This is a genomic window from Streptosporangium sp. NPDC005286 (genome assembly GCF_040607515.1).
Taxonomy (GTDB): Bacteria; Actinomycetota; Actinomycetes; order Streptosporangiales; family Streptosporangiaceae; genus Streptosporangium.
Map to the genome: position 1 here is coordinate 1 of NZ_JBEXGU010000161.1, position 20,872 is coordinate 20,872.

The 20,872-nt window shown below is 71.3% G+C and carries 19 protein-coding genes; 5 read left to right on the top strand and 14 right to left on the bottom strand.

What is annotated here, in order from left to right; translation table 11 throughout:
• Nucleotides 1-48: 48 nt before the first annotated feature.
• The 4 genes from ABZU75_RS37215 to ABZU75_RS37230 form a co-directional block, all read right to left on the bottom strand.
• Nucleotides 49-1,113, bottom strand: coding sequence for an iron ABC transporter substrate-binding protein (locus ABZU75_RS37215; protein WP_355565051.1), 1,065 nt, complete (start codon nucleotides 1,111-1,113; stop codon nucleotides 49-51).
• Nucleotides 1,114-1,470: 357 nt separating this feature from the next.
• On the bottom strand, nucleotides 1,471-2,340 hold the full coding sequence (locus ABZU75_RS37220; RefSeq protein ID WP_355565054.1) for a M56 family metallopeptidase: 870 nt from the start codon (nucleotides 2,338-2,340) through the stop codon (nucleotides 1,471-1,473).
• Nucleotides 2,340-2,720, bottom strand: a complete 381-nt coding sequence (locus ABZU75_RS37225) for a BlaI/MecI/CopY family transcriptional regulator (RefSeq protein WP_350916141.1) — start codon at nucleotides 2,718-2,720, stop codon at nucleotides 2,340-2,342. Before ABZU75_RS37225 ends, ABZU75_RS37220 begins: the two co-directional genes overlap by 1 nt.
• Nucleotides 2,721-2,917: 197 nt before the next feature.
• Nucleotides 2,918-4,174: an MFS transporter gene (locus ABZU75_RS37230; RefSeq protein WP_355565058.1), complete on the bottom strand. Its 1,257-nt coding sequence runs from the start codon at nucleotides 4,172-4,174 to the stop codon at nucleotides 2,918-2,920.
• Between the two features lie 67 nt (nucleotides 4,175-4,241).
• On the opposite strand from ABZU75_RS37230, the gene ABZU75_RS37235 reads away from it, so the two are divergent.
• Nucleotides 4,242-5,561 carry a HAMP domain-containing sensor histidine kinase gene (locus ABZU75_RS37235; RefSeq protein WP_355565061.1) on the top strand — a complete coding sequence of 440 codons (1,320 nt, stop codon included), beginning with the start codon at nucleotides 4,242-4,244 and terminating at the stop codon, nucleotides 5,559-5,561.
• Nucleotides 5,562-5,612: 51 nt separating this feature from the next.
• Here the strand turns inward: ABZU75_RS37235 and ABZU75_RS37240 are convergent, their stop codons facing one another.
• Both ABZU75_RS37240 and ABZU75_RS37245 read right to left on the bottom strand, forming a co-directional pair.
• On the bottom strand, nucleotides 5,613-6,923 hold the full coding sequence (locus ABZU75_RS37240; protein WP_355565064.1) for an ATP-binding protein: 1,311 nt from the start codon (nucleotides 6,921-6,923) through the stop codon (nucleotides 5,613-5,615).
• Nucleotides 6,920-7,585: a response regulator transcription factor gene (locus ABZU75_RS37245; RefSeq protein ID WP_355565067.1), complete on the bottom strand. Its 666-nt coding sequence runs from the start codon at nucleotides 7,583-7,585 to the stop codon at nucleotides 6,920-6,922. The genes ABZU75_RS37240 and ABZU75_RS37245 overlap by 4 nt, the downstream gene beginning before the upstream one ends.
• 233 nt (nucleotides 7,586-7,818) lie before the next feature.
• On the opposite strand from ABZU75_RS37245, the gene ABZU75_RS37250 reads away from it, so the two are divergent.
• Together ABZU75_RS37250 and ABZU75_RS37255 are read left to right on the top strand one after the other, a co-directional pair.
• Nucleotides 7,819-8,565: a hypothetical protein gene (locus tag ABZU75_RS37250; protein WP_355565070.1), complete on the top strand. Its 747-nt coding sequence runs from the start codon at nucleotides 7,819-7,821 to the stop codon at nucleotides 8,563-8,565.
• The gene (locus ABZU75_RS37255; protein WP_355565073.1) at nucleotides 8,562-9,692 is read left to right on the top strand and encodes an AbrB family transcriptional regulator; all 1,131 of its coding nucleotides are present in this window, start codon (nucleotides 8,562-8,564) and stop codon (nucleotides 9,690-9,692) included. Before ABZU75_RS37250 ends, ABZU75_RS37255 begins: the two co-directional genes overlap by 4 nt.
• A gap of 37 nt (nucleotides 9,693-9,729) precedes the next feature.
• Here the strand turns inward: ABZU75_RS37255 and ABZU75_RS37260 are convergent, their stop codons facing one another.
• From ABZU75_RS37260 to ABZU75_RS37275, 4 genes are read right to left on the bottom strand one after another with little or no spacing between them, the layout of a single operon-like run.
• Nucleotides 9,730-10,320 carry a sarcosine oxidase subunit gamma family protein gene (locus ABZU75_RS37260; RefSeq protein WP_355565076.1) on the bottom strand — a complete coding sequence of 197 codons (591 nt, stop codon included), beginning with the start codon at nucleotides 10,318-10,320 and terminating at the stop codon, nucleotides 9,730-9,732.
• Nucleotides 10,313-13,195, bottom strand: a complete 2,883-nt coding sequence (locus tag ABZU75_RS37265; RefSeq protein ID WP_355565078.1) for a sarcosine oxidase subunit alpha family protein — start codon at nucleotides 13,193-13,195, stop codon at nucleotides 10,313-10,315. The genes ABZU75_RS37260 and ABZU75_RS37265 overlap by 8 nt, the downstream gene beginning before the upstream one ends.
• Nucleotides 13,192-13,473: a sarcosine oxidase subunit delta gene (locus tag ABZU75_RS37270; protein WP_350964908.1), complete on the bottom strand. Its 282-nt coding sequence runs from the start codon at nucleotides 13,471-13,473 to the stop codon at nucleotides 13,192-13,194. Before ABZU75_RS37270 ends, ABZU75_RS37265 begins: the two co-directional genes overlap by 4 nt.
• Nucleotides 13,474-13,502: 29 nt before the next feature.
• Nucleotides 13,503-14,723, bottom strand: coding sequence for a sarcosine oxidase subunit beta family protein (locus ABZU75_RS37275; protein ID WP_355565082.1), 1,221 nt, complete (start codon nucleotides 14,721-14,723; stop codon nucleotides 13,503-13,505).
• A 73-nt stretch (nucleotides 14,724-14,796) separates the two neighbouring features.
• Between ABZU75_RS37275 and ABZU75_RS37280 the strand changes: the two genes are divergently transcribed.
• A complete protein-coding gene (locus ABZU75_RS37280; protein ID WP_355565085.1) occupies nucleotides 14,797-15,471 on the top strand; it encodes a GntR family transcriptional regulator in 675 nt (224 codons plus the stop codon).
• Between the two features lie 13 nt (nucleotides 15,472-15,484).
• On the opposite strand, the gene ABZU75_RS37285 is transcribed toward ABZU75_RS37280, so the two are convergent.
• From ABZU75_RS37285 to ABZU75_RS37300, 4 genes are all read right to left on the bottom strand, one after another.
• Nucleotides 15,485-16,861, bottom strand: coding sequence for a multicopper oxidase family protein (locus tag ABZU75_RS37285; protein ID WP_355565087.1), 1,377 nt, complete (start codon nucleotides 16,859-16,861; stop codon nucleotides 15,485-15,487).
• Between the two features lie 295 nt (nucleotides 16,862-17,156).
• Entirely contained in the window at nucleotides 17,157-18,212 is a 1,056-nt protein-coding gene (locus tag ABZU75_RS37290; RefSeq protein WP_355565090.1) for a methyltransferase domain-containing protein, read from the bottom strand.
• A 362-nt stretch (nucleotides 18,213-18,574) separates the two neighbouring features.
• The gene (locus ABZU75_RS37295) at nucleotides 18,575-19,708 is read right to left on the bottom strand and encodes a HAMP domain-containing sensor histidine kinase (protein WP_355565093.1); all 1,134 of its coding nucleotides are present in this window, start codon (nucleotides 19,706-19,708) and stop codon (nucleotides 18,575-18,577) included.
• 35 nt (nucleotides 19,709-19,743) lie between these two features.
• Nucleotides 19,744-20,406: a response regulator transcription factor gene (locus ABZU75_RS37300; RefSeq protein WP_355565096.1), complete on the bottom strand. Its 663-nt coding sequence runs from the start codon at nucleotides 20,404-20,406 to the stop codon at nucleotides 19,744-19,746.
• 196 nt (nucleotides 20,407-20,602) lie between these two features.
• On the opposite strand from ABZU75_RS37300, the gene ABZU75_RS37305 reads away from it, so the two are divergent.
• A complete protein-coding gene (locus tag ABZU75_RS37305; RefSeq protein WP_355565099.1) occupies nucleotides 20,603-20,845 on the top strand; it encodes a hypothetical protein in 243 nt (80 codons plus the stop codon).
• Nucleotides 20,846-20,872: the final 27 nt, after the last annotated feature.

Genomic DNA, 20,872 nt, shown 5'->3' on the forward strand with positions numbered 1-20,872 from the left:
CGGCGCACCCCCCGCGACCTGGCCGCCTCGCACAGAGCGGTGACGCTCTCAGGGGACCAGTCCCGATTCCTTGATGAGCGCGATCGTCGCCTCAAGCTGGTCGAGGTCGTTCAGGTCGACCGAGGGAACCTTCAGCTCGTCCAGAGCGGGCACTCCCGCGGGCGGTGCGGCGTCGGCCAGGACCGGGTACTCGTAGGTCTCCTCGGCGAAGTACTTCTGTGCCTCGGCGCCGAGCAGGTAGGTGACGAATGCCTGCACGTCAGGATTCTGGGCGGCCTTCTTCAGCACGCCGACGCCCGCCACGTTGACCAGGGCGCCGCTGTCGCCGTCGGGGAAGAAGTGCAGCTTGGCGGTGAGCGTGTCAGGCGTCTTACCCCTCTCCTTGGCCAGCTCGCCCAGGTAGTAGTGGTTGATCAGGCCGACCGCGAGCTTGCCGGAGTCGACCTCCTCCAGGATGGGGCCGTTGCCCTCACGGATCTGCGGGTCGTTGGCCTTGAGCCCGGCCAGGAACTCCTTGGCCTTGGCCTGTCCGTGCTGCACCGTCACAGCGGTGACGAACGCCTGGAAGGACGCGTTGGTCGGGGCCACCCCGACCTTGCCCTTCCAGGCCGGATCGGTGAGGTCGAACACCGAGGCGGGCAGCTGGGCGGCGGGGACCAGGTCGGGGTTGTAGGCCAGCACCCGCGAGCGGGCGGTGACACCGACCCATTCCCCGCTCTTGGCGCGGTAGGTCGCCGGCACCTTGTCGAGCACGGTGGCCGGGAGCGGCGCGAACATGCCCTTCTTGGCCACGGCGCCGAGCGCGCCGGCGTCCTGGGCGAAGAAGGCGTCCGCCGGTGACTTCTCCCCCTCTTCGAGGAGCTGGGCGGCCATGGCCGCGGTGTTGGCGTAGCGGGCCTCGACGGCGATGCCGCTCTGCGCGGTGAACTTGTCCAGCAAGGGCTTGACCAGCGACTCGCTGCGCCCGCTGTAGACGGTGATCTTCTTGTCGGCCGTCGGGCCGGCAGCGGCTCCGGTGGTGTCCGCGGACTCGCCACCACAGGCGGCCAGCCCGAGGACGAGAACACCGGTGGCGGCCAGCGCGAGCACGGTTTTGGGGAGGAACGTCGGCACCGTGGTGCTCCTTCGGTCATGGAGAGGAATTCCCGATTACAGCTACATCGCTGTAGAAGTTAGCAGAGCCTAACCTAAGTGCTCGCCGCAGGGCCAGAGTCGGCCACGGTAAGGAGCCAGGTCGGCGATGTGGCGACGCGACGGAACCGCGACACGCGGCCTCAGGGGAGGTTCCCGGCTACGCACGTGGTACGGGCGAGACGAGGAGCGCACCCGGCTGCGGGCCTCCCGGGACGATCACCCGACCGCCTGCGCGCAACGGACCGATCACTTCCGGCGTCGGCGGGAGGACGAGTATGTCATCGCCATACCGGCCTGGGCGGAGTCAGCGGCGGGTGTCGACGCCGCCGAGGTTGACTACTCGCAGGGGCCGCCGGACTGCGTCAGATCGACGATGGCCTCTCCGGTCCACACCACCGATCCCGCTGCCACCAGGACGGGAACCGCGAGCAGGAACGCGCCGCGCGGGCTGGGCAGTGGTTTGAGCAGGGCGGCGATCCGGCGCGGGACGGGCCCGGGACCTCGAAGGCCCAGGAACGGCACCGCCCCGGACGGCATCTCGCCGTCGGGGGACAGCAGGGCCGCCTCACCGATCGCCCGGGCCGTCGCCCTGCGGTCACCGGTCTGCTCGGCGGCCCGCTCGTCGGCCCAGCGCTCGATCATGTATCCCGCCAGGTGACGAACCTGCCACAGAAAGGGGTGCGCCGCCACGGCCAACCGGCTGGCCAGCAGCCATCGGTGATGATGGCCGCTCAGATGGGCGTGCTCGTGCGCCATGACCACCGCGTGACTCTCCTCGCCGAGAGCGTCCAGCATGCCCTGGGTCACCACGATCCGGCCCGGCCGCCCGGGGAGGGTGAAGGCAGCCGGTCGTTTCTCGGCCACCACCACGACGTCGCCGCCGGGAAGGGCGGCGGCCTGCTCACGAGCGGCGCACAGCGACCGCCGCTCCCGCCGGGCGCCGCCGGCGAAGCTCGCGACGGCGATCACCAGGAAGGCCAGGGCGATCCAGTACGGCCATTCCAGCAGATCACCTCGGATGAGGACCAGGAGGGCATGGATCGAGACAGCCGCCACGCTCACCGCACTCGCGGCCGCGACCACGACGGCTGAGGATACGAAGGCCACCGCCGCCGGTGCCGGATGTTGCCGGTCGACCAGCACCGCCATTGAGACGACCAGTGCCACGGGAGCCACGAGCGTTGACAGCAGGAAATGGTCGATCATCAGGTTTCGCTCTCGTCTTGCCCCAGCAGCAGTCGCCGGACCAGTTCCTCATCGCCGGCCGATAGCCCGGAGATGAAATGCGTCAGGGCGGGTGCGTGGTCGGCCTCGGCGTCGAGCAATCGTCTCATCCGCCAGGCGACCAGCCCCGAGGGGTCGGCGGGCGCGGCATAGCGGTAGGCCCGCCCGGACCGCTCACGCGTCACGACGCCCTTGTCGTGCAGCCTGGTCAGGGTGGTCACCACGGCACTGTAGGAGAGCTCGCCACCCCCTTTGCCGCTGAGCAGGTCACGTACCTCCCCCGGTGACAGGGCGCCGGACGCCTCATGAAGCACGGTGAGGATCTCCGCTTCCAGGACCCCCGGGGATCGGCGAGAGCTCATCGGACGACCATAGCGGCCCCCGCCACCGGCCCGGAAGCGGTCATTTCCAGACCGTCGCCGGCCTCCACGACGCCGGTACGGCCGGAGCGCGCCGCGACCGGTGGGATGACGACCGGACTGCCGTCATCGACCGGGCGGGTGGTGAGGCGAAAAACACGATGCCTCGCGTGCGTACCGTCACGTTACGAACCACCCCGTCAGCGCTCGATGAGAGCCGGTTCACCTTTCCCCCAGGACGGGGTGAGCAGCCGTCGCCGATCCAGCAGCGTCATCGCCAGCGCGCAGCCCCACCCGATCACGACCAGGATGGCCCAGGGCAGCCAGGCCAGGCCCCACCGTCCGGCGGCGTCCCACAGCGTGCCGGTCAGCACGCTGCCGGCCGTGACCCCGATGCCCGACAGGGTGGCGTACAGCCCGTAGTGGGTGGCGACCAGCCGTCCGCCGGACATCGCGACGATCACCTCCATCTCGAACGGGCAGATCAGCATGGTGCCGAGCGCGAGGAGCGCGGCCGCGACCAGCATCGGGGCCATGGCCGACTGCCCGGCGAGGCCCTCGTCGGCCACCGCCACGTGCGGGACGGGACCGGGCCAGGCCACGAGCGGGACGAAGGCCAGCCCCATCACGGCGAGCCCGGCGCTCATGGCGCGAGGCGCGGTCATCGTGCGGGCCGCCCACGTGGTGACGCGCCCCTGCAGGGTGATGACGAGGAGCGCCGACAGCGCGAACATCTCCCCGACGCCCAGATCGCGCTGCGCGCCCAGCGCCCGGCCCATGGCCAGGGGCAGCGTCAGGTAGACCTGGAAGGACAGCAGGTACGCCCCCGACATCGCCAGCGAGAAGTACCAGAAGGACCGGTTGCCCAGCACGATCCGCCATCCCCGGCGTTCCCGGCGAAGCTCGGGTGAGACGGCCGGAAGCCCGACCCCCTGCAGGACGGTCAGCAGCACGAACACCCCGGCCGCGACCAGCGCCACGACGCGGAAGTCCAGCCCCGACATGGCCAGCCCGGCCAGCGGGCCGAGCAGCAGCCCCGCCTGCCCTGCCATGTTGAACCAGCCGAACACCCGCACCCGCCGGTCCGCGGCGGTGACGGCCAGCAACGAGCGCACCCCCGGATCGAACAGGGCCCCGGCGAACCCGGTCGCCACCGACGCCACCACCAGCGCGCAGACGCCGTCGGCGAAGCCGAGCAGCGCGAAGCCGGCCGCACGAAGAGCGCATCCGGCCACCACCGTGACACGGCCCCCCAGCCGATCCGCCAGGTAGCCGCCGACCAGCGCCATTCCGCGCTGGCTCGCGTTGCGCACCCCCATCACCAGGCCGACCACCCAGGCTGCCAAATCGAGCTGGTGGGTCAGGTGGAAAGCCAGGTACGGCATCAGCATGTTGAAACCGAGCTTGATCGTGAACTGGTTGAGCAGCAGCAGCCGCACAAGATTTTCGTTACTCATAGTGACAAAGACGATACGAAAGGTAAGGTTAGCGCGACGTTTACCTTCGGCTTGGGAGCCTGGCCCGATGCCCTCGACCCCGCCGCGACCGGCTTCGTTGCGCCGACGCGTGCTCGTCGCGATCACCGTCGTGGCGGCGTTCACGGTCACCTTGTTCGCGGTGCCACTCGCCATCGCGGTCAGCCATCTCTACCGCAGCGAGACCATGAACGCGCTCAGCCGTGACGCCACCTGGATCGCCGCCGCCATCCCCGACGACGACGTCGAGAACGGCGCCCGGGCGATCACCCTGCCGACCGGCGTGCCCGCCGGTCTCACGGTCGGCGTCTACTCCACCTCCGGCCACCTCCTGCACGGCGGCGGCCCCGTCGTCTCCGGCCTGGTGGCCGCCGCCGTCGAGGGGCACCCCCACGAGGGCGTCGAGGCCGGATTCCTCGTCGCCTCCGCGCCGATCCCCACCGACGAGACCCAGCTCGGGGTCGTGCGGGTCGCCACGCCGTACGACGGGGTCGAGGACCGGATCCATCTCGCATGGCTGCTGATGGCCGCTCTCGCCACCCTCGCCGTCGCGCTCGCCGCCGCCTTCGCACTGCGCCAGTCGGCTCGCCTGGCGGCTCCGCTGGAGCACCTGACCAGGGCCGCCCAGGCACTGGGTGAGGGTGACTTCTCCATCAGGCCGCTCCGCTCGGCCATCATCGAGGCCGACGCCGCCGGGCAGGCGCTGGCGGCCACCGCGCACCGCCTCGGCGAAGTCCTCGACCGCGAGCGCTCCTTCAGCGCCGACGTCTCCCACCAGTTGCGCACCCAGCTCACCGGCCTGCTCCTCGGCCTGGAATCGGCCCTCACCCGGCCCGGCGCCGACCTGACCCGGGCCATCGCCGTCGCCGTCCAGCGCGGCCGGCGCCTCCACACCATCATCGACGACCTGGTACGGCTGGCCCGCGACACGCGCACCGCCTCCGAACCCCTCGACGTGGCCGCCCTGCTGGAGGAGGTCCGTTCCGACTGGCACGGCAGGCTCGCCGCACAGGGCCGCCGGCTGACCATCGACCTGCCGGGTGAGTTGCCCCCGGTGGTCGCCTCACTCCCCGCCGTACGGCAGATCCTGCGGGTGCTCGTCGACAACGCGCTCGTCCACGGGGCGGGGAAGGTCTGCGTCGGCGTCATCGAAATCGGAGACGCGCTCGCCATCGAGGTCTCCGACCAGGGACCCGGCGTCCCGGAGGAAAGCGACCCGTTCGTGCGCCGCGCCTCCGCGGGTGACGGACACGGCCTCGGCCTGGCGCTCGCCCGCTCCCTGGCCGAGGCCGAGGCGGGACGGCTGGTCCTGAGCCGTGGTTCGCCGCCGATCTTCAGCCTGCTGCTGTCGCCTTCGAGGAGCACCTGACGAACCCGGCGACGCCCGGCCCGGAGCCACGAACCGCACGGTGGCGTGAGCTCAGGCCACCGGAAGGCGCAGTTCGACCAGACCGCCCCGGGACACCTTGGGGGTCAGGGTGCCGCCGGCCGCCTCCGCAAGCCTGCGGGCCAGCGCGAGGCCCAGCCCGGCGCCCTCGCCGGACGCGGCCGCCCGTCCTTGTGTTCCCGGGCCGAGGACGGCCTCAAGCTCGCCGACGCCGAATCCGGGGCCGTCGTCACTGATGGCGAACACCGCGTCGTTCCCGGATCGCGAGACGCGGAGCAGCACCGCCGAACGGCCGTACCGCAGCGCGTTGTCCAGTAACGGCTGGAGCATGCGCAGGACCACCTCCCGATCACAGCCGACGACCAGTCCGGCCGCGCACTCCAGATCGAGCTGGATCTCACGTCCCCGCGCACGGCAGGCCCGCAGCACGTCCGCCGCCACGTCAACGGCCGCGGCCGTGCCCGCGGAGGGATCTATGCTCTGCTGCGCCAGGCCGATCAGGGTGTCGAGGGCCGCGGCCATCCGGTCGGTCCCGTCGAGAACACGCCGCAGCACGGCCTGGAGCTCGGCGGCCGAGCGATCCCGGCGGAGAGCCACCTCCGTTTCCAGCCGTAGCCGGGTGAGCGGGGTGCGCAGTTCGTGGGCGATCTCGGCGGTGACGCGCTGTTCGTGACGGAGCGCCGCGGAGAGCCGGCCGAGCAGGCCGTCCAAGGTCGAGGCGAGGCCCGTCAGCTCGTCACGGGGCGAGCCGAGGCCGAATCTGCGATCGAGGTCCCGTTCGGACCACTTGGCCGCCTGGGCGGTCATCTGCGCGACAGGCCGCAGGGCCTGTGTCACCGAGCGCCGGACGAGCAGGGCGCTGAGCCCGAGGACCAGCATGTCGAAGACCAGCGCGCCGATCAGCGCGGTCCGCTCGGCATCCTGGTACGGGATCATGGAAAGGGCGACCACCACGACCGCGTCCGGCGCCGGAGGGTCGTGCAGCGGTACCGCCAGCATCCGTACGTCGCCGACATCGTGGAAGGTGGGGCGGGAGGCCGCGCTGAGCTTTTGAGCGGAGGAGTCCAGGGGGCCGGGTACAGGCGGTGTGCTGACCGGAACACCGCCGGCGTCGAACACCCACACCCCACTGTCGAGAACCTCGTCGAATGGTGTCTCGTTGACCCTCAACCGACCCTGGAGGGTCGTCACCGTGGCCGCCGCCGCTCCGGCCCGCGCCCGGAGGACACCGTCGGCGCCCTTTTCCAGTTGCCGGGAGAGCACCAGGTAGAAGCCCATGGTCAAAACCACGAGGGCGGCGGCGAGTGCTGCGGTCGCGGTGACGACGAGCCTGCGCCGGATCACCCGACCGAGTATCCGATGCCGCGGACCGTCGTGATCGCCGACGACTGGTCGATGCCATCGAGCTTGCGGCGAAGCCGTACGACATAGGCGTCCAAGGTGTTGTCATGGACGATCGCCCCCGGCGGCCAGGCCGCGGCGATCAGTGAATGACGGCGGACGACCTCCCCGCGGTGCGCCAGCAAGGCCGCCAGCAGCCGGAACTCCGTCGGAGTGAGGCCGACACCCCTGCCCGCATTGCGCGCCTCGTGTGCCGCGAGGTCCAGATACAGGCCAGAGGGCGGGTCCGCGGCCTTGCCTCCGCGCCGTACCAGGGCCCGCAGCCGCAGCACCAGTTCCTCGAAGTGGAACGGCTTGGGCAGGTAGTCGTCGGCGCCCGAGTGGAAGCCCGACAACCGGTCGGTGATGCCTCCGCGCGCCGTGAGCAGCAGGACCGGCGCGTGCACGCCGCGCGCGCGCAGGGCCAGGCAGAGATCACGGCCGTCGACGTCGGGAAGGCCGATGTCGATGACGAACACATCGGGCGGGAGGTCCTTGAGGCCGCGCAGCAGAGCGGTCCCACCGGCCACCGACAGGGAGACCTCGAACCCCTCCTCCCGCAGGCCGCGGCTCAGACCGGCACGCAGGGCCAGGTCGTCCTCGACGATGGCGACGCTTGGAGTCAAAAGATCGTCCCCCGCTTCCCGTGGCTGGTGGGTCTCCTCCGTTCATCAGAGTATGCGGCGCGGGAAACAGCAGGCACGGCCACCATCCGGCCTGCTCTCGTGACGGTGAGGAGCCTGGAAACGCAGTCAGGTTGCGTTCAGGTGAACCGTGTCAGCCTGGCGCGATGACAACCCACGCAGGATGGCTCAAGGCCACGCCACGAGGCCGTCAGATGTTGAACAAGGTTCCGGAAGTGACGATCTACTTCTGGATCATCAAAGTCCTGTGCACCACGGTGGGCGAGACAGCGGCGGACTTCCTGAACGCGAACCTGAACCTGGGCCTGACCAACACCACCTACGTCATGGGCGGCCTGCTGATCATCGCGCTGGGCTTCCAGTTCGGGGCGAGGAGGTACATACCGGGGATCTACTGGCTCGCGGTGATCCTGATCAGCGTCGTCGGCACGCTGATCACCGACAATCTCGTCGACAATCTCGGAGTCTCCCTGGAGACGACCACCGTTGTCTTCGGCATCGCTCTGGTTGTGACCTTCGTGGCGTGGTACGCCAGCGAAAGGACCCTGTCCATCCACACCATCTCCACGATCCGGCGCGAGGCCTTCTACTGGTCGGCCATCCTGTTCACCTTCGCCCTGGGCACCGCGGCGGGCGACCTGGCGGCAGAAGGACTGAGCCTGGGGTACGGGGTGTCGGCGCTCGCGTTCGGCGCGCTGATCGCGATCGTCGCCCTCGCCCACTTCGGCGCCAAGCTGAACGCGGTCCTCACCTTCTGGATCGCCTACGTCCTGACCCGGCCCCTGGGAGCCTCGATCGGCGACTACCTGTCCCAGTCCCGCGTCGACGGCGGTCTCGGCCTGGGGGCCATCGTGACCAGCGCGCTCTTCCTCGTCACGATCTTGAGCTTTGTGGTCTACCTGACCGTCACCGGAAAAGACGAAGCCACTCCCATGACCGCCGCGGAGGGCGGCAGGGCTTGAACGCGCCCCATGCGGCCCCCGGCAGCGGCATCACCGGCCGGGCCGTCAGGCTCGTCGCGTGGGCGGCGGTGCTGCCGATCACTGTGGTGGCCGGTGAACTGGGCGAACCTGCCGTGCCCTCCTCGCACATGCTGATACCACTGCTCCTCGGGCTGGCGATCGCGCTGACCGGCCGGATGCGTGATCACGCTCCTGCCGTGCTCAACCGAACCTCACAGGTACTGCTCGGCGTGCTGATGGGGACCTACCTGGACCTGTCGGCACTGGGCCACGTGGCCGGATCGATCGCGCCCCTGGCCGCGGTGACCCTGGTGACGCTCCTTCTCTGCCAGGCGGCCGCGTTCGCCATGGCCCGTTTCAGCGGAGTGGATCGAGCCACGGCCACCCTCGGCATGATCGCTGGAGGATCGGCCGCCGCGGTCGCCTCCGCCGAGGATCTCGATGCCGACGGCCGCCTGGTGGCGTTCATGCAGTATCTGCGGCTGGGCTTCATCGTGGCGAGCACACCGGTCCTGCTGAGCTGGATCTCCCCCCGGCCACAGGAGGGGACCGGCACCGGCGCGCGTGGCGGTGCCGGCGGCCCCTGGCACCTGGTCAGCGGCCACGACCAGGCATGGGGCCTGATCGTGCTCGCGGCCGTCGCACTGCTCGGCGTGCTGCTGGGCTCCCGCCTGAGACTGCCCAGCCCGGCCATGATGGGCCCCATGCTGGTGTCCGCCGTTCTCACCGCGACCGGCCTCGCGGGCGGATTCGCCCCCAGCGGAATGCTGCGGACCCTGCTGTTCACCATGATCGGGCTCGATGTCGGCCTGCGGTTCTCCCGGCGAGCCGTGCGGCGCCTGCGCCGGATCCTGCCCGCCGCGTTGGCCTGCACGCTGGCCGTCAGCGCCGCGTGCGCGGCCATGGCCTGGACGCTCTCCGCCGTCACCCACATCCCGTTCGGCGACACCTATCTCGCCACGACGCCCGGCGGGATCAACGCGGTCCTGGCGACGGCCTCCTCCGCGCACGCGAACCTGCCACTGATCTCCAGCGTGCAGAGCCTCCGGCTCTTCGCGATGGCGTTCCTGGCACCGCTGCTGATCCGCCTGACCGTCCACAGGTCCCGGACCGGGAGCGCCCGGTGATACGGCGCCCCCTTGGCAGGCGGCGACCGCGTCGACGTCACCCGGCCCGTGAGGCGAACTCGGTCATCGCGTCGAGCAGCCACCGGGCGACGTAGTCGGCGAAGGAGGCGCGGGGCAGGATCAGGTACGTCGAGGGACCGGACTGCCAGAGCAGCACGGGCACCGGTCCGAGCGTGGTCGTCACCGCGTCGCCGGGGCCGAACGACCGGGGATGCAGGTCGGCGGGGCAGCCCTTCTCCAGCACCTGACGCGCCGCGGCCCCGCTGAGCTCAAGAATCGTCCGGTTCGCCGACACGTCGACCACCGTGCCGGAATCACCCGCCAGGGCCTCGACGAGGTCCGCCACCAGCGGGCCGGGGTCGGCCGACGAGACCACGAGCCATTCGTCCGGGCCCAGCCACAGGGCGGTGTGCGCTCCCGCCCGAGCGGTGTCCGCGACCCGCTCCGGCAGGCCGGCCCCCAGGGCCGCCCCGATCCGGTCGAAGGCCGCGGATCCGGGTGCCACCCGGACGGAGACCATGGTCAGGAACGGCAGCTCCCGCAGTGCCCCGCCCCGGGCACCGCGCATCCGGTCCTCCAGGTGCGCCAGCGGGCTGCGCCGCAGTTCGACGGGACCCGTCTCAGCCATCACGCCTGTTCCCTTCGGGGTCGTACAGCACGGGTTCGGCGACCTGGACCTCGACCAGGGAGTCGCCCACGTGGGCGATGAGGATCTCCCCGATCCGGTCCCGGCCGCCGGCGACGAGCGCGAGGGCGAAGGGCCGGCCGAGCGCCTCGCTGTGGTAGCTGGAGGTGACGTGCCCGAGCATCGGGACGGGTCCCTGCTCCGGGGTGACCGGCGTGTCCGGCGCGATGATCTGCGTGCCCTCGGGCAACCGGGTCACCCGGTCGATTGGCAGCAGGCCGATCAGGTGCCTGCGGTCGGCCCGCGCGGTGTCCGCCCTGGTGTAGGAGCGGTTACCGATGAAGTCCTTGCGTTTCGAGACCACCCAGTCCATGCCGGCGTCCTGCGGCGTGACGGTCCCGTCGGTGTCCTGCCCGACGATGGGGTACCCCTTCTCCGCGCGGAGCACGTGCATCGTCTCGGTGCCGTAGGGCGTGATGTCGAGGTCCGCCCCGGCGGCGTACACCTCCTCCCAGACGGCGAGGCCGTACCAGCCCGACACGTTGATCTCGTAGGCGAGCTCGCCGGAGAAGGAGATCCGGCAGATCCTGGCGGGTACGCCGGAGGCCAGCGTGGTCTCGCGGAAGGTCATGAACGGGAACGCCTCGGCCGAGACGTCCAGGTCCGGGGCCACCCGCGCGACCACCTCCCGCGACTTCGGGCCCACCACCGCGATCGTCGCCCACTGCTCGGTCACCGAGGTGCAGTACACGTCCAGCTCGGGCCACTCGGTCTGCAGCCACTCCTCAAGCCAGTCGAGGACACCGGCCGCACCACCGGTGGTGGTGGTGAGGAGGAAGCGGTTCCGGTCGAGGCGCAGGTTCACGCCGTCGTCCAGGATCATGCCGTCGGGCTTGCACATGACCCCGTACCTGGCGGAGCCGACCGGCAGTCTCCGGTGGGCGTTGGTGTAGACGCGGTCCAGGAACTCGCCCGCGTCGGCGCCGCAGACCTCGATCTTGCCCAGCGTGGAGGCGTCCATCATGGCGACGCCCCGCCGGGCGGCCCGGCTCTCGCGGGCGACCGCCGCGTCGATGTCCTCGCCGTCCCTCGGGAAGTACCGGGGACGCAGCCACTGCCCGACGATCTCGAACCTGGCGCCGTGCGCGACGTGCCAGGGGTGGATCGGGGTGGTCCGTTCGGGGTCGAAGAGGTCGCCTCGCTCGCGCCCGGCGAGGGCCGCGAAGGAGACCGGGGTGTACGGCGCCCGGTAGGACGTCGTACCGATCTCCCCGGGGGTGCCGCCGAGAGCGGCGGCGATCACGCCGATCGCGTTGACGGCGGAGGTCCTGCCCTGGTCGTGCGCGGTGCCGATCGTGGTGTAGCGCTTCACGTGCTCGATGCCGCGCAGGCCCGCACCGGTCGCCCGCCAGATGTCGGCGACGGTCTGGTCGCGCTGCAGGTCGACGAAGTGCTCGTGCCAGTCGGCCGGCTCACCGGTCCGCCCCGGCACCAGCCAGAGTTGCCGGACCGGCCCGTACTCGCCGGTGGCCGCCCGTCCCACCGGAGCCTCGGCCTCGATCGGGAACCCGGCGGCCACGGCGGCCTCGACCCCGGCCTCGGTGCCTTCCGAGAGGCAGCCACCGAGGTCGAAGGTGCCCCGGGCCGAACCGGCCACCCGCTGGTCGCGGACGGTCCCTTCGGGGACGAAGGCCGCGAGCACGTCGTCCCAGCGCAGCCCGCCCTGCCGCTGGCTGTGCAGGTGTACGACGGGGCTCCAGCCGCCGGAGACGGCGAGCAGGTCACACGCGATGGTCTCGACGTCGCCGCTGAGCAGTCCGTCGTCGTCCAGAGCGCTGACCAGGACGCCGCCGACCCGCGGGGCACCGGTCGTCTCGACGACCGCGCTGCCCGGCACGACGCGCACTCCGGTCCCGGCGATCTCGGCCGCGCGCGGCGACAGGGCGGGACGGGCGTCGATCACGGCCGCCACCTCGACGCCGGCCGCGACCAGGTCGGTCACCGTGTCGTACGCGCTGTCGTTGGTGGTGCTCACCACGGCGCGGGAGCAGGGCGTCACGGCGTACCGGTTGAGGTAGCCGCGCACGGCCGAGGCCAGGAACACCCCGGGACGGTCGTTGCCCGCGAAGACCAGCGGGCGCTCGTGCGCGCCGGTGGCGATCACGACCCGCGCCGCCCGGATGTGCCAGATCCGCTGGCGGGACAAGCCCTCGGGGGCCGGGTGCCCGAGATGGTCGGTGCGGTGCTGGACGGCGACGACGTAGTTGTCGTCGTAGCCGCCGAAGGCGGTGGTGCGGCTGAGCACCCTCGCCTCGGGGGCGGATTCGAGTTCGGCCACGACCTCGCGCACCCAGTCCAGCGCGGGCGAGCCGTTCACCGTCTCCTCCCGGCAGGAGAGCAGCGATCCCCCCGGCTCGGACTGCTCGTCGAGGAGGATCACCCGGGCGCCCGACCTGGCGGCGGCGGAGGCCGCGGCGAGCCCCGCCGGGCCGGCACCGATGACCAGGACGTCGGTGTGCGTGAACATCTTGTCGTAGACGGCCTCGTCGGGGGTGGGGTCGAGCCGGCCCAGGCCGGACAGCGTCCGCACGGCCAGCCCGTCGACGAGGGAGACCGTGGTGGCCGGGAGCATCGACTCCGAGCACCGCCCGAGGACCTCAAGCAGCGCGTTCGGCTCCTCGACACCGGCCGCCACGATGCCGCGCGGTCGCCCCCGGTAGATCGAGGGGGCGACGTCGAGCCTGCCCGCGGCCAGCATCGCCGAGGCGACGGTGTCACCCGGGTGGCCGGTCAGCTCCTGGCCGTCGACGGTGAGGCGGAGCACCGTGTCACGGTCGATCCGGCCGCCGGACGGGAGCCGGTGGGGCTGGGCGCTCATCGCGATCCTTCCGGGCGGGGGTCGGTGGGCCGGTAGACGGCGAGCACCTGGTAGCTGGTGGTGTCCCGCACGACGTTGAACCAGCGGCGGCAGCCGGTGCTGTGCACCCAGCGTTCGGCGAAGGGGCCCTCGGGGTTGTCGCGGAAGAAGAGGTACTCGGCCCATTCCTGGTCGGTCAGGTCGGCCGGGGCCTGCGGGTAGCGGACGTGGGCCTGCCCGCCGTAGTGGTACTCGGTCTCGTCCCGTGGACCGCACCAGGGACAGTTCAGCAACAGCATGCGGTGGCTCCTTGGCGAGATCGCGGGGGTCAGTGGGCCACGGCCGCGGCGCCGTGCTCGTCGATGAGGGCGCCGGTGGTGAACCGCTCCAGGGAGAACGGCGCGTTCAGCGGGTGCGGCTCCCCGGTCGCCATGGTGTGGGCCATGGTCCATCCGGCCGACGGGGTGGCCTTGAAACCGCCGGTCCCCCAGCCGCAGTTGACGTAGAGGTTCTCCACGGGCGTCCTGCCGATGATGGGCGAGGCGTCGGGGGAGACGTCGACGATGCCGCCCCAGGTACGGAGCACGTGCGCGCGGGCGAAGATCGGGAACAGTTCGATCGCCGCCGCCATCTGCTTCTCGATGACATGGAAGGAGCCGCGCCGGCCGTAGCCGTTGTAGGAGTCCACTCCGGCGCCCATGACCAGCTCGCCCTTGTGCGCCTGCGAGACGTAGACGTGCACGTGGTTCGACATGACCACGGTGGGGTGGACCGGCGCGTACAGCTCGGAGACCAGTGCCTGCAGCGGTTGCGACCGGACCGGCAGCCGGAAGCCGGCCTGCTCCGCCAGGACGCCGCTGTGACCGGCGGCGACCAGGCCGACCACCCCGGCGTTGACGGTGCCCCGCGTGGTGCGCACGCCGACGACCCGGTCGCCGTCCTTGACGAAGCCGGTGACCGCGCAGTTCTGGATGAGGTCCACGCCCAGCGCGTCCGCGGCGCGGGCGAAGGCCCAGGCCACGTGGTCGTGCTTGGCGATGCCGGCCCGGGGCTGGAACGTCGCGCCCAGCACCGGGTAGCGGACGTCCGGGGAGATGTTGATGATCGGGCACACCTCGGCCACCTCCTCGGCCTCCAGCCACTCCGCGTCGACGCCGTTGAGCCGGTTGGCGCTGACCCGGCGGCGGGCCTCGCGGACGTCCTGGAGGGTGTGGGCGAGGTTGAGCACGCCCCGCTGGCTGAACAGGAAGTCGTAGTCCAGCTCCTCGGGCAGCCGCTCCCACTGCTTCAGCGCGAACTCGTAGATCCCGGCGCTCTCGTCCCACAGGTAGTTGGAGCGGATGATCGTGGTGTTGCGGGCCATGTTGCCGCCGGCCAGCCAGCCCTTCTCCAGCACCGCCACGTTGCCGATGCCGTGGTTTCTGGCCAGGTAGTAGGCGGTGGCCAGCCCGTGCCCGCCGCCGCCCACGACGATCGCGTCGTACGACGGCTTCGGCTCCGGGTTGCGCCAGAGCAGGGCGGGGTGCTCGGGGAGCGGGTTCGTGGTCACGCCGAGGCTCCGTTCGGGTCGAGGCCACCTAGAAAACTATTGATATATCAGTTAGTGAGGTAACCTACGTCAGGTGCGAGCGACGGTCAACGTAGGGGGCGGGGACGACGAGTCACCGCTCTCGCTCGCCGAGCAGGCATACCGCACCATCCGCGACAGGCTCGTCATGCTCGACATCCGCCCCGGCATGCCGATCAAGGAGGATCACCTCGCCGCCTCACTCGACATGGGCAGGACACCCGTCCGCGAGGCGTTGAAGCGGCTGGAGGGTGAGCGGCTCGTGGTCGCCTACCCGCGCCGCGGCACCTTCGCCACCGACGTCAACATCACCGACCTCGCCCACATCTCCGAGGTCCGGCAGCAGCTGGAGCCGGTGGCCGCGGCCAAGGCGGCCCTGCGCGCCACGCCGGCGGACCGGATCGCACTCGGCGAGCTCGGCGCGGAACTGGCCCCCGAGCGCATCTCCACCCTGCCGCCGGAGAAGCTGATGCGTCTCGACCTGCGCGTGCACCGCGCCCTGTACGCCGCCACCGGAAACCCCTACCTTGAGGACACCCTGGTCCGCTACGACAACCTGGCCACCCGGATCTGGTGCCTGTTCGTCGACCGGCTTCCCGGCATGGCGGGCCATGTCGGAGAGCACGGCCCGCTGCTGCGCGCCGTCGTCGACGGCGAGGAGGAGCAGGCCGCCCGGCTCGCCGCCGAACACGTCGCGGGCTTCGAACGCGAGGTCCGCGCCCTGCTCTGACCTCCCGGCCCGATCACTTGACGATCTCCAGGACCGCCATCATGCCCGCGTCCTCGTGGTTGAGGATGTGGCAGTGCAGGACGGTCCTGCCGGTGTAGTCGGTGAAGTGGATCCGGATGACGACCTGCCCCCTGGGGGGAATGTTCACGGTGTCCTGCCAGCCGTGGGCGTGGTGAGGCCGCCCGTTGGTGCTCATCAGCTGGAAGTCGTTGGTGTGGACGTGGAAGGAGTGTTCCTCGTCGCTGTCGTTGCGGACCGTCCACTCCTCGACCGTGTTCAGCTTCGACCGGATGTCCACCCGGTTCATGTCGAACTGCCTGCCGTTGATGTAGAACTCGGTTCCCGCCTTGTTCTCGGAGAACACGACGGTGCGCCGCGCGGCGAGGGCGGCGTGGCTCAGGTCCTCCGTCGGCGCGAAGGTCGCGGGCAGCTCCACCGGGTGCGTCGGCGTGCCCTCGGAGACCAGGGTGGCCAGGGTCGCCTGCGGGAACCTGTTCCCGGCCGATCCGGTGCTGTACGGGAGCGTCTGCAGCCGGGTACGGCCGGGCGGACCACCTCGTACGAGCACGTCGAACCGGGAACCGGCCGCGAGGAGGAGCGAGTCCGCCGACCAGATCCGGTCGACGGGGTTGGCGTCATGGGCGATCACCTGGAACCGCTGCCCGTCCAGGTGGACCTTGTAGTAGATGTTGGCGCTGATGTTGGCCAGCCGCCACAGCTGGGTCTCACCCGGCCGGATGTGGATGGTCGGGTTCAGCTGGCCGTTGACCGTACGGTTGGTGGGCGCGCCGATGTGCAGATCCTGGGTCCTGATCGCGTCGCCCTGGATCTGGAAGTCCTTGAGCGCGATGACGTGCTCGGTGATGTCGCGCAGGCCGGGCGGGAGATACCGTTTCAGCCCGTCGACGACGATGACGCCCGACAGCCCTCCGGCGACCTGCACTCCGGATATCGGATGCGCGTGCGAGTGGTACCAGTAGGTGCCTGGCGCGAGGTTGTCCGGGAATCGGTAGGAGTAGTGGAACGTCTGCCCGGGATCGATGTGGATGAAGACGTTGTCGGAGTTGCCGCTCGGCGACACGTGCAGCCCGTGCACATGGAGGTTGGTGTACTTGCCCAGCCGGTTCTCCATCGCCAGCTCCAGCCTGTCCCCCGGCCGGATCCGCAGCGTGGGCGGCATGTAGTCGCCGTTGTACGTCAGGGACCACAGCCGGCGCCCGGCCACCTCCACCTGCCGTCTCTCCACGACGAGCCGCGCGCGCAGGACCCCCCGGTGGCTCACCAGTTGCGACGGATCCCGCAGTGGGGCACCCTCCCGAACCGGCGGCGACGGCGACGGGCTACCGGCGAAGCCGCTCACCACCGTGGCGACGACAAGGATCGCGACCACGACGAGACGGGACAGACCACATCGAGACCGCATCCCACCCCCCGATGTGAAGCGCTCTGAGGTTACCGAGCCGTCTGTCGTTATCGGCCGGTACGGGACGGGCCAAACTGCCGCCTGGGACACGGGGGCCTTTGCGTGCCAAATATTTGACCGGCCGACACCTGCCTTCCTTGACTCCCGCCACCGTTGGGCACCCGTACGGACGACCCCTGCCGGAGCGGCCAGGGTCCGGGTACGGCGGGGTCGCCCCCGCCGTACCCGCCACCGCCCTGACCTTCCCCTTCGACCTCCGCGCTCATCCTCCCTGTGCTCGGCGCCGGGACGTCTGTCGTTGACGCCTCTCCCCCGCCATGAGCCGGACGATGTACGACCTGGCGCCGGAGAGCCGGACCTGCTGGACGTGGACGGGGACCAGCCGATGCCGGATGGCGGTGCCGAGGTCGTCGGTGTCGGGGATCAGCACCACCGCCATTCCGTCGGGGGCGAGGACCCGTCGCAGCTCCGTCCACCACCGGGAGGGAGCCCCGTCGAGCAGGCCGTGCGCGGCGACCTGCGTACCCCAGGGTGGGTTGCACACGACGCGGTCGATGCTGCCGTCGGCCAACGGCAGGTCGCCGGCGTCGGCCGGGCGGACGGTGATGGCCCGGGAGTCCGCCGCGTTCGTGCGCGCCGCCCGCAGCGCGTCCGGGTCCAGGTCGAAGCCACAGAAGCGGGCGTCCGGCCGCAGGTGTCCGGCCTCGATGAGCAGGGTTCCGGCACCGCAGCAGGGGTCGAGCACCCGGTGATCGGACCGGATGTCGGCCATCCGGGCCATCGCCGCGGCCAGCGGAGGATGCAGGGTGCCCGGGATCGTGCACCGCTTGTAGGTACGGCGGTGCAGCGGCCGGTCGGTGATCCTCAGCATGAGCGTCGCCCGGGTACCGTCCAGGATCAGCCGCCACGCGCTGTGGGCCGGCGGCGGCGCGACGCCCCCGCGCCGCGAGTGGTAGCCGGCTCCCAGCCTCCGCGCCAGGGCCCGGCCGACGGCGTCCTCGGCGTCGTACCGGCTGAAGTTCCGCCTTCCCAGGAAGGACGCCGACACCTCGACACCGGCGAGCTCGCCGGAGCCCCCGCAGCCCAGCCGGTGCCGGAGCAGCGTGTCCACATCGGTGACGGCCGCGAGCTCGGCGAGCGCGTCGACACCCGTTCTGGCCGCTCCGATGTCCGGCAGTTGGGCGGCGAGCAGGAACACGTCGTCCGCGGTGCGCAGCCGGACCACCCCGGGCTCCGGTCGAGGCGCGCGGAAGTGCACCTCACGGTGGCCCAGATGGGTGATCGGACCGAGTCCGAGCTGGAGGATCTCGGAGGCCACGATGGGCTCCAGTCCTCGGACGCACCGCGCCACCAGGCGCGCCGCCGTCACGAGACGGCGAGGGCGCTGGGACGCGGGGCGGTGAGAAAACGCGCGCGAGTGCGCATGATGATCGTTCTTCTCCCACGTCAAGGTTCGGGACGGCGCCACGCCGCCCCGCCTCGTCGACGACGGGGGTTCCTCGCCTCGCCGACGGTCCCTTAACGCAGGTGGAAGAAGAAGATCATGGAATGGATGGTAACAGTCCCAGTCCGTGATCATCCAGCGCTGTATCGGCTCGGGAGCCCACGCGGATCACGCCTCCACGACACCGGCCCGCGAACCGACCCGGATGGCGGCGGCTCGCGCTGTTCGGCCCGCCCTCATATCGAGCCGCCGGACGGCAGGCCGATGACGAGGGTCAGGCCGCCGGTGGGGTTGGCGGTCGCGGTGAGCGTGCCGTGGTGCGCGGTGACGACCGCGCGAACTATCGCGAGCCCGAGACCGTGCCCACGCCCGCCCTCCTCGGGGCCGTGACGGATGCGGCCCGCACCCCGCACGAAGGGCTCGAAGAGCTGCTCCAGCCGGTCCGGTGTCACCGGGGGGCCGGTGTTGCCGATGGTCATCACGGCCCGATCCCGTTCGGTGGTGACGGTGACCATGGCCCGGCCGGAGGGCTGGTTGTGCCGGATCGCGTTGGTCATCAGGTTGACGGCGAGCTGGCGGAGCAGGGTCGGATCACCGATGACCGGCGCCGCCTCCAGCCGCGAGACCACCGCCACGCCCCGCCGGTCGGCCTCGCCGGAGGTGACGGCGATCGCGTCGCGGGCGAAGTCGGCCAGATCGGCGGTCACGACGGTGCTGACGCCGTGGTCGGCTCGGGCGAGGTCGAGCAGCGCGCCGACGATCCGCTCGCTGCGCGCGTTGACCTCGGTCAGGTCGGCGAGCAGCGCGGGCACGTCGCAGGCCGAGGGCTCGGCCGCGGCGACGTCGAGGAGTGCCTGGCTGGTGGCCAGCGGGGTGAGCAGCTCGTGCGAGGCGTTGGCGGCGAAGCGCCGATGGCCGTCGAAGGCGGACTGCAGGCGGGCGAGCATGCCGTCGAAGGTGTCGGCCAGTTCCTTGAGCTCGTCGGCGGGGCCGTGCAGGGCGACGCGCTCGTGTAGGTTCCCCCCGGCGATTCCCGCCGCGGTGGCGGTGACCCGGCGGATGGGGGCCAGCATGCGCCCGGCCACGATCCAGCCGATGGCCACCGCGCCCAGCGAGCACACCGCCAGCGCCAGCCCGGAGACGCGCAGCAGGTCGTCGAGCACCTGCGGGGCGTCCTGGACACCGGGTCCGGCCGACGTGCCCGGCGTGACGCCTGCCGGTACCGGCGCCACCGGGGCCACCGCCGGGGTGAGCAGCCCGGACATCAGCAGGTAGACGGCGGCCAGCGCGGCGGCGGTGGCCGCGGTGAAGGTGACGCCGTACAGCAGGGTGAGCCGGGTACGGATCGTCATCCGGCGCCGGGCGGTCATCCCGTGACCAGGCCGATCGCCACCGGATCGGGCGCTCATTCCGGAGCCAGCCGGTAACCGACGCCGATCTCGGTGTGGATCAGCGGTGGCTCGCCGAGCTTGCGCCGCAGCGAGTGGACGGTGATCCGGACCGCGTTGGTGAAAGGGTCGGCGTGCTCGTCCCAGGCCTTCTCCAGCAGGTGCTCGGCGCTGACCACACCGCCCCGGGCGGCCAGCAGGATCTCCAGTACGGCGAACTCCTTGCGGGGCAGGCGGATCTGCCGGCCGTCCCGGCTGACCTGCCGGGTGTAGGGATCGAGCCGTACCCCGGCGGCGGCCAGTACCGGCGGGCGGGCCTGTGACGGGCGGCGCCGCAACGCCAGTACCCGTGCGACCAGTTCCGGGAGCCGGAACGGCTTGGTCAGGTAGTCATCGGCGCCGAGGCCGAGCCCGGTGACGGTGTCGTCGAGCGTGCGCGCCGCGGTCAGCATCAGGATCCGGCACGGCGTCCCGGCCTCGACCAGCCTCCGGCACACCTCGTCGCCGTGCACGACGGGTAGGTCACGGTCGAGGATCAGCACGTCGTAGTCGGTGACCGCGAGCCGTTCCAGCGCCGTGGCCCCGTCGGCGGCCACGTCCACCGCCATGGCCTGCCGGCGCAGCCCGGCGGCCAGGGTCCGGGCCAGCAGCGGCTCGTCCTCGGCTATCAAGATCCGCACAAGCCTGTCCCTCCCAGAGCGTCCCGCGTGCACACGGCTTCATCCTCGCCGACGAGGTGTTTGTCCCGCGTTTGGTATTCACATCGGCCGGCGTTCGGCCGTGGAGGGCTCCGGATTTTCCCGAACGCCGGCCGAATGCCGGGTGCGGCTGAATGGGTGGTGATCCGAAACAGGAACCCCGACAGAGGGAGCTTTGATGAACATCCCCCGCAAGCTGGCGGCCGTGATCGGTGCCGCGCTGGTCGTGGGCGGGCTGGCCGCCGCCGGTGTGGCGTACGCCGCCAACGACGGTGACGGCTGCGTGGTGGCCGGTCTGCTGACCAAGGCGGCCAGGCCGGCCGGCAGCGCCCCGGCCGACGCCGAGCAGCCGGCGGCCGAGGACGGGCCGCTGTGCGTCCCGGCCATCCCGCCCGCTCCGGTGGCCCCCGCGGCCGAGTAGGCGCGTTCCCGGCCGGGGCGCCGGGAG

What these genes read in the sequence shown, in the direction of transcription:
- ABZU75_RS37220 (WP_355565054.1), bottom strand. Translation starts at nt 2,340, where the DNA reads ATGATCGACCATTTCCTGCTGTCAACGCTCGTGGCTCCCGTGGCACTG.
- ABZU75_RS37225 (WP_350916141.1), bottom strand. Translation starts at nt 2,720, where the DNA reads ATGAGCTCTCGCCGATCCCCGGGGGTCCTGGAAGCGGAGATCCTCACC.
- ABZU75_RS37230 (WP_355565058.1), bottom strand. Translation starts at nt 4,174, where the DNA reads ATGAGTAACGAAAATCTTGTGCGGCTGCTGCTGCTCAACCAGTTCACG.
- ABZU75_RS37235 (WP_355565061.1), top strand. Translation starts at nt 4,242, where the DNA reads ATGCCCTCGACCCCGCCGCGACCGGCTTCGTTGCGCCGACGCGTGCTC.
- ABZU75_RS37260 (WP_355565076.1), bottom strand. Translation starts at nt 10,320, where the DNA reads ATGGCTGAGACGGGTCCCGTCGAACTGCGGCGCAGCCCGCTGGCGCAC.
- ABZU75_RS37265 (WP_355565078.1), bottom strand. Translation starts at nt 13,195, where the DNA reads ATGAGCGCCCAGCCCCACCGGCTCCCGTCCGGCGGCCGGATCGACCGT.
- ABZU75_RS37270 (WP_350964908.1), bottom strand. Translation starts at nt 13,473, where the DNA reads ATGCTGTTGCTGAACTGTCCCTGGTGCGGTCCACGGGACGAGACCGAG.
- ABZU75_RS37295 (WP_355565093.1), bottom strand. Translation starts at nt 19,708, where the DNA reads ATGACCGCCCGGCGCCGGATGACGATCCGTACCCGGCTCACCCTGCTG.
- ABZU75_RS37305 (WP_355565099.1), top strand. Translation starts at nt 20,603, where the DNA reads ATGAACATCCCCCGCAAGCTGGCGGCCGTGATCGGTGCCGCGCTGGTC.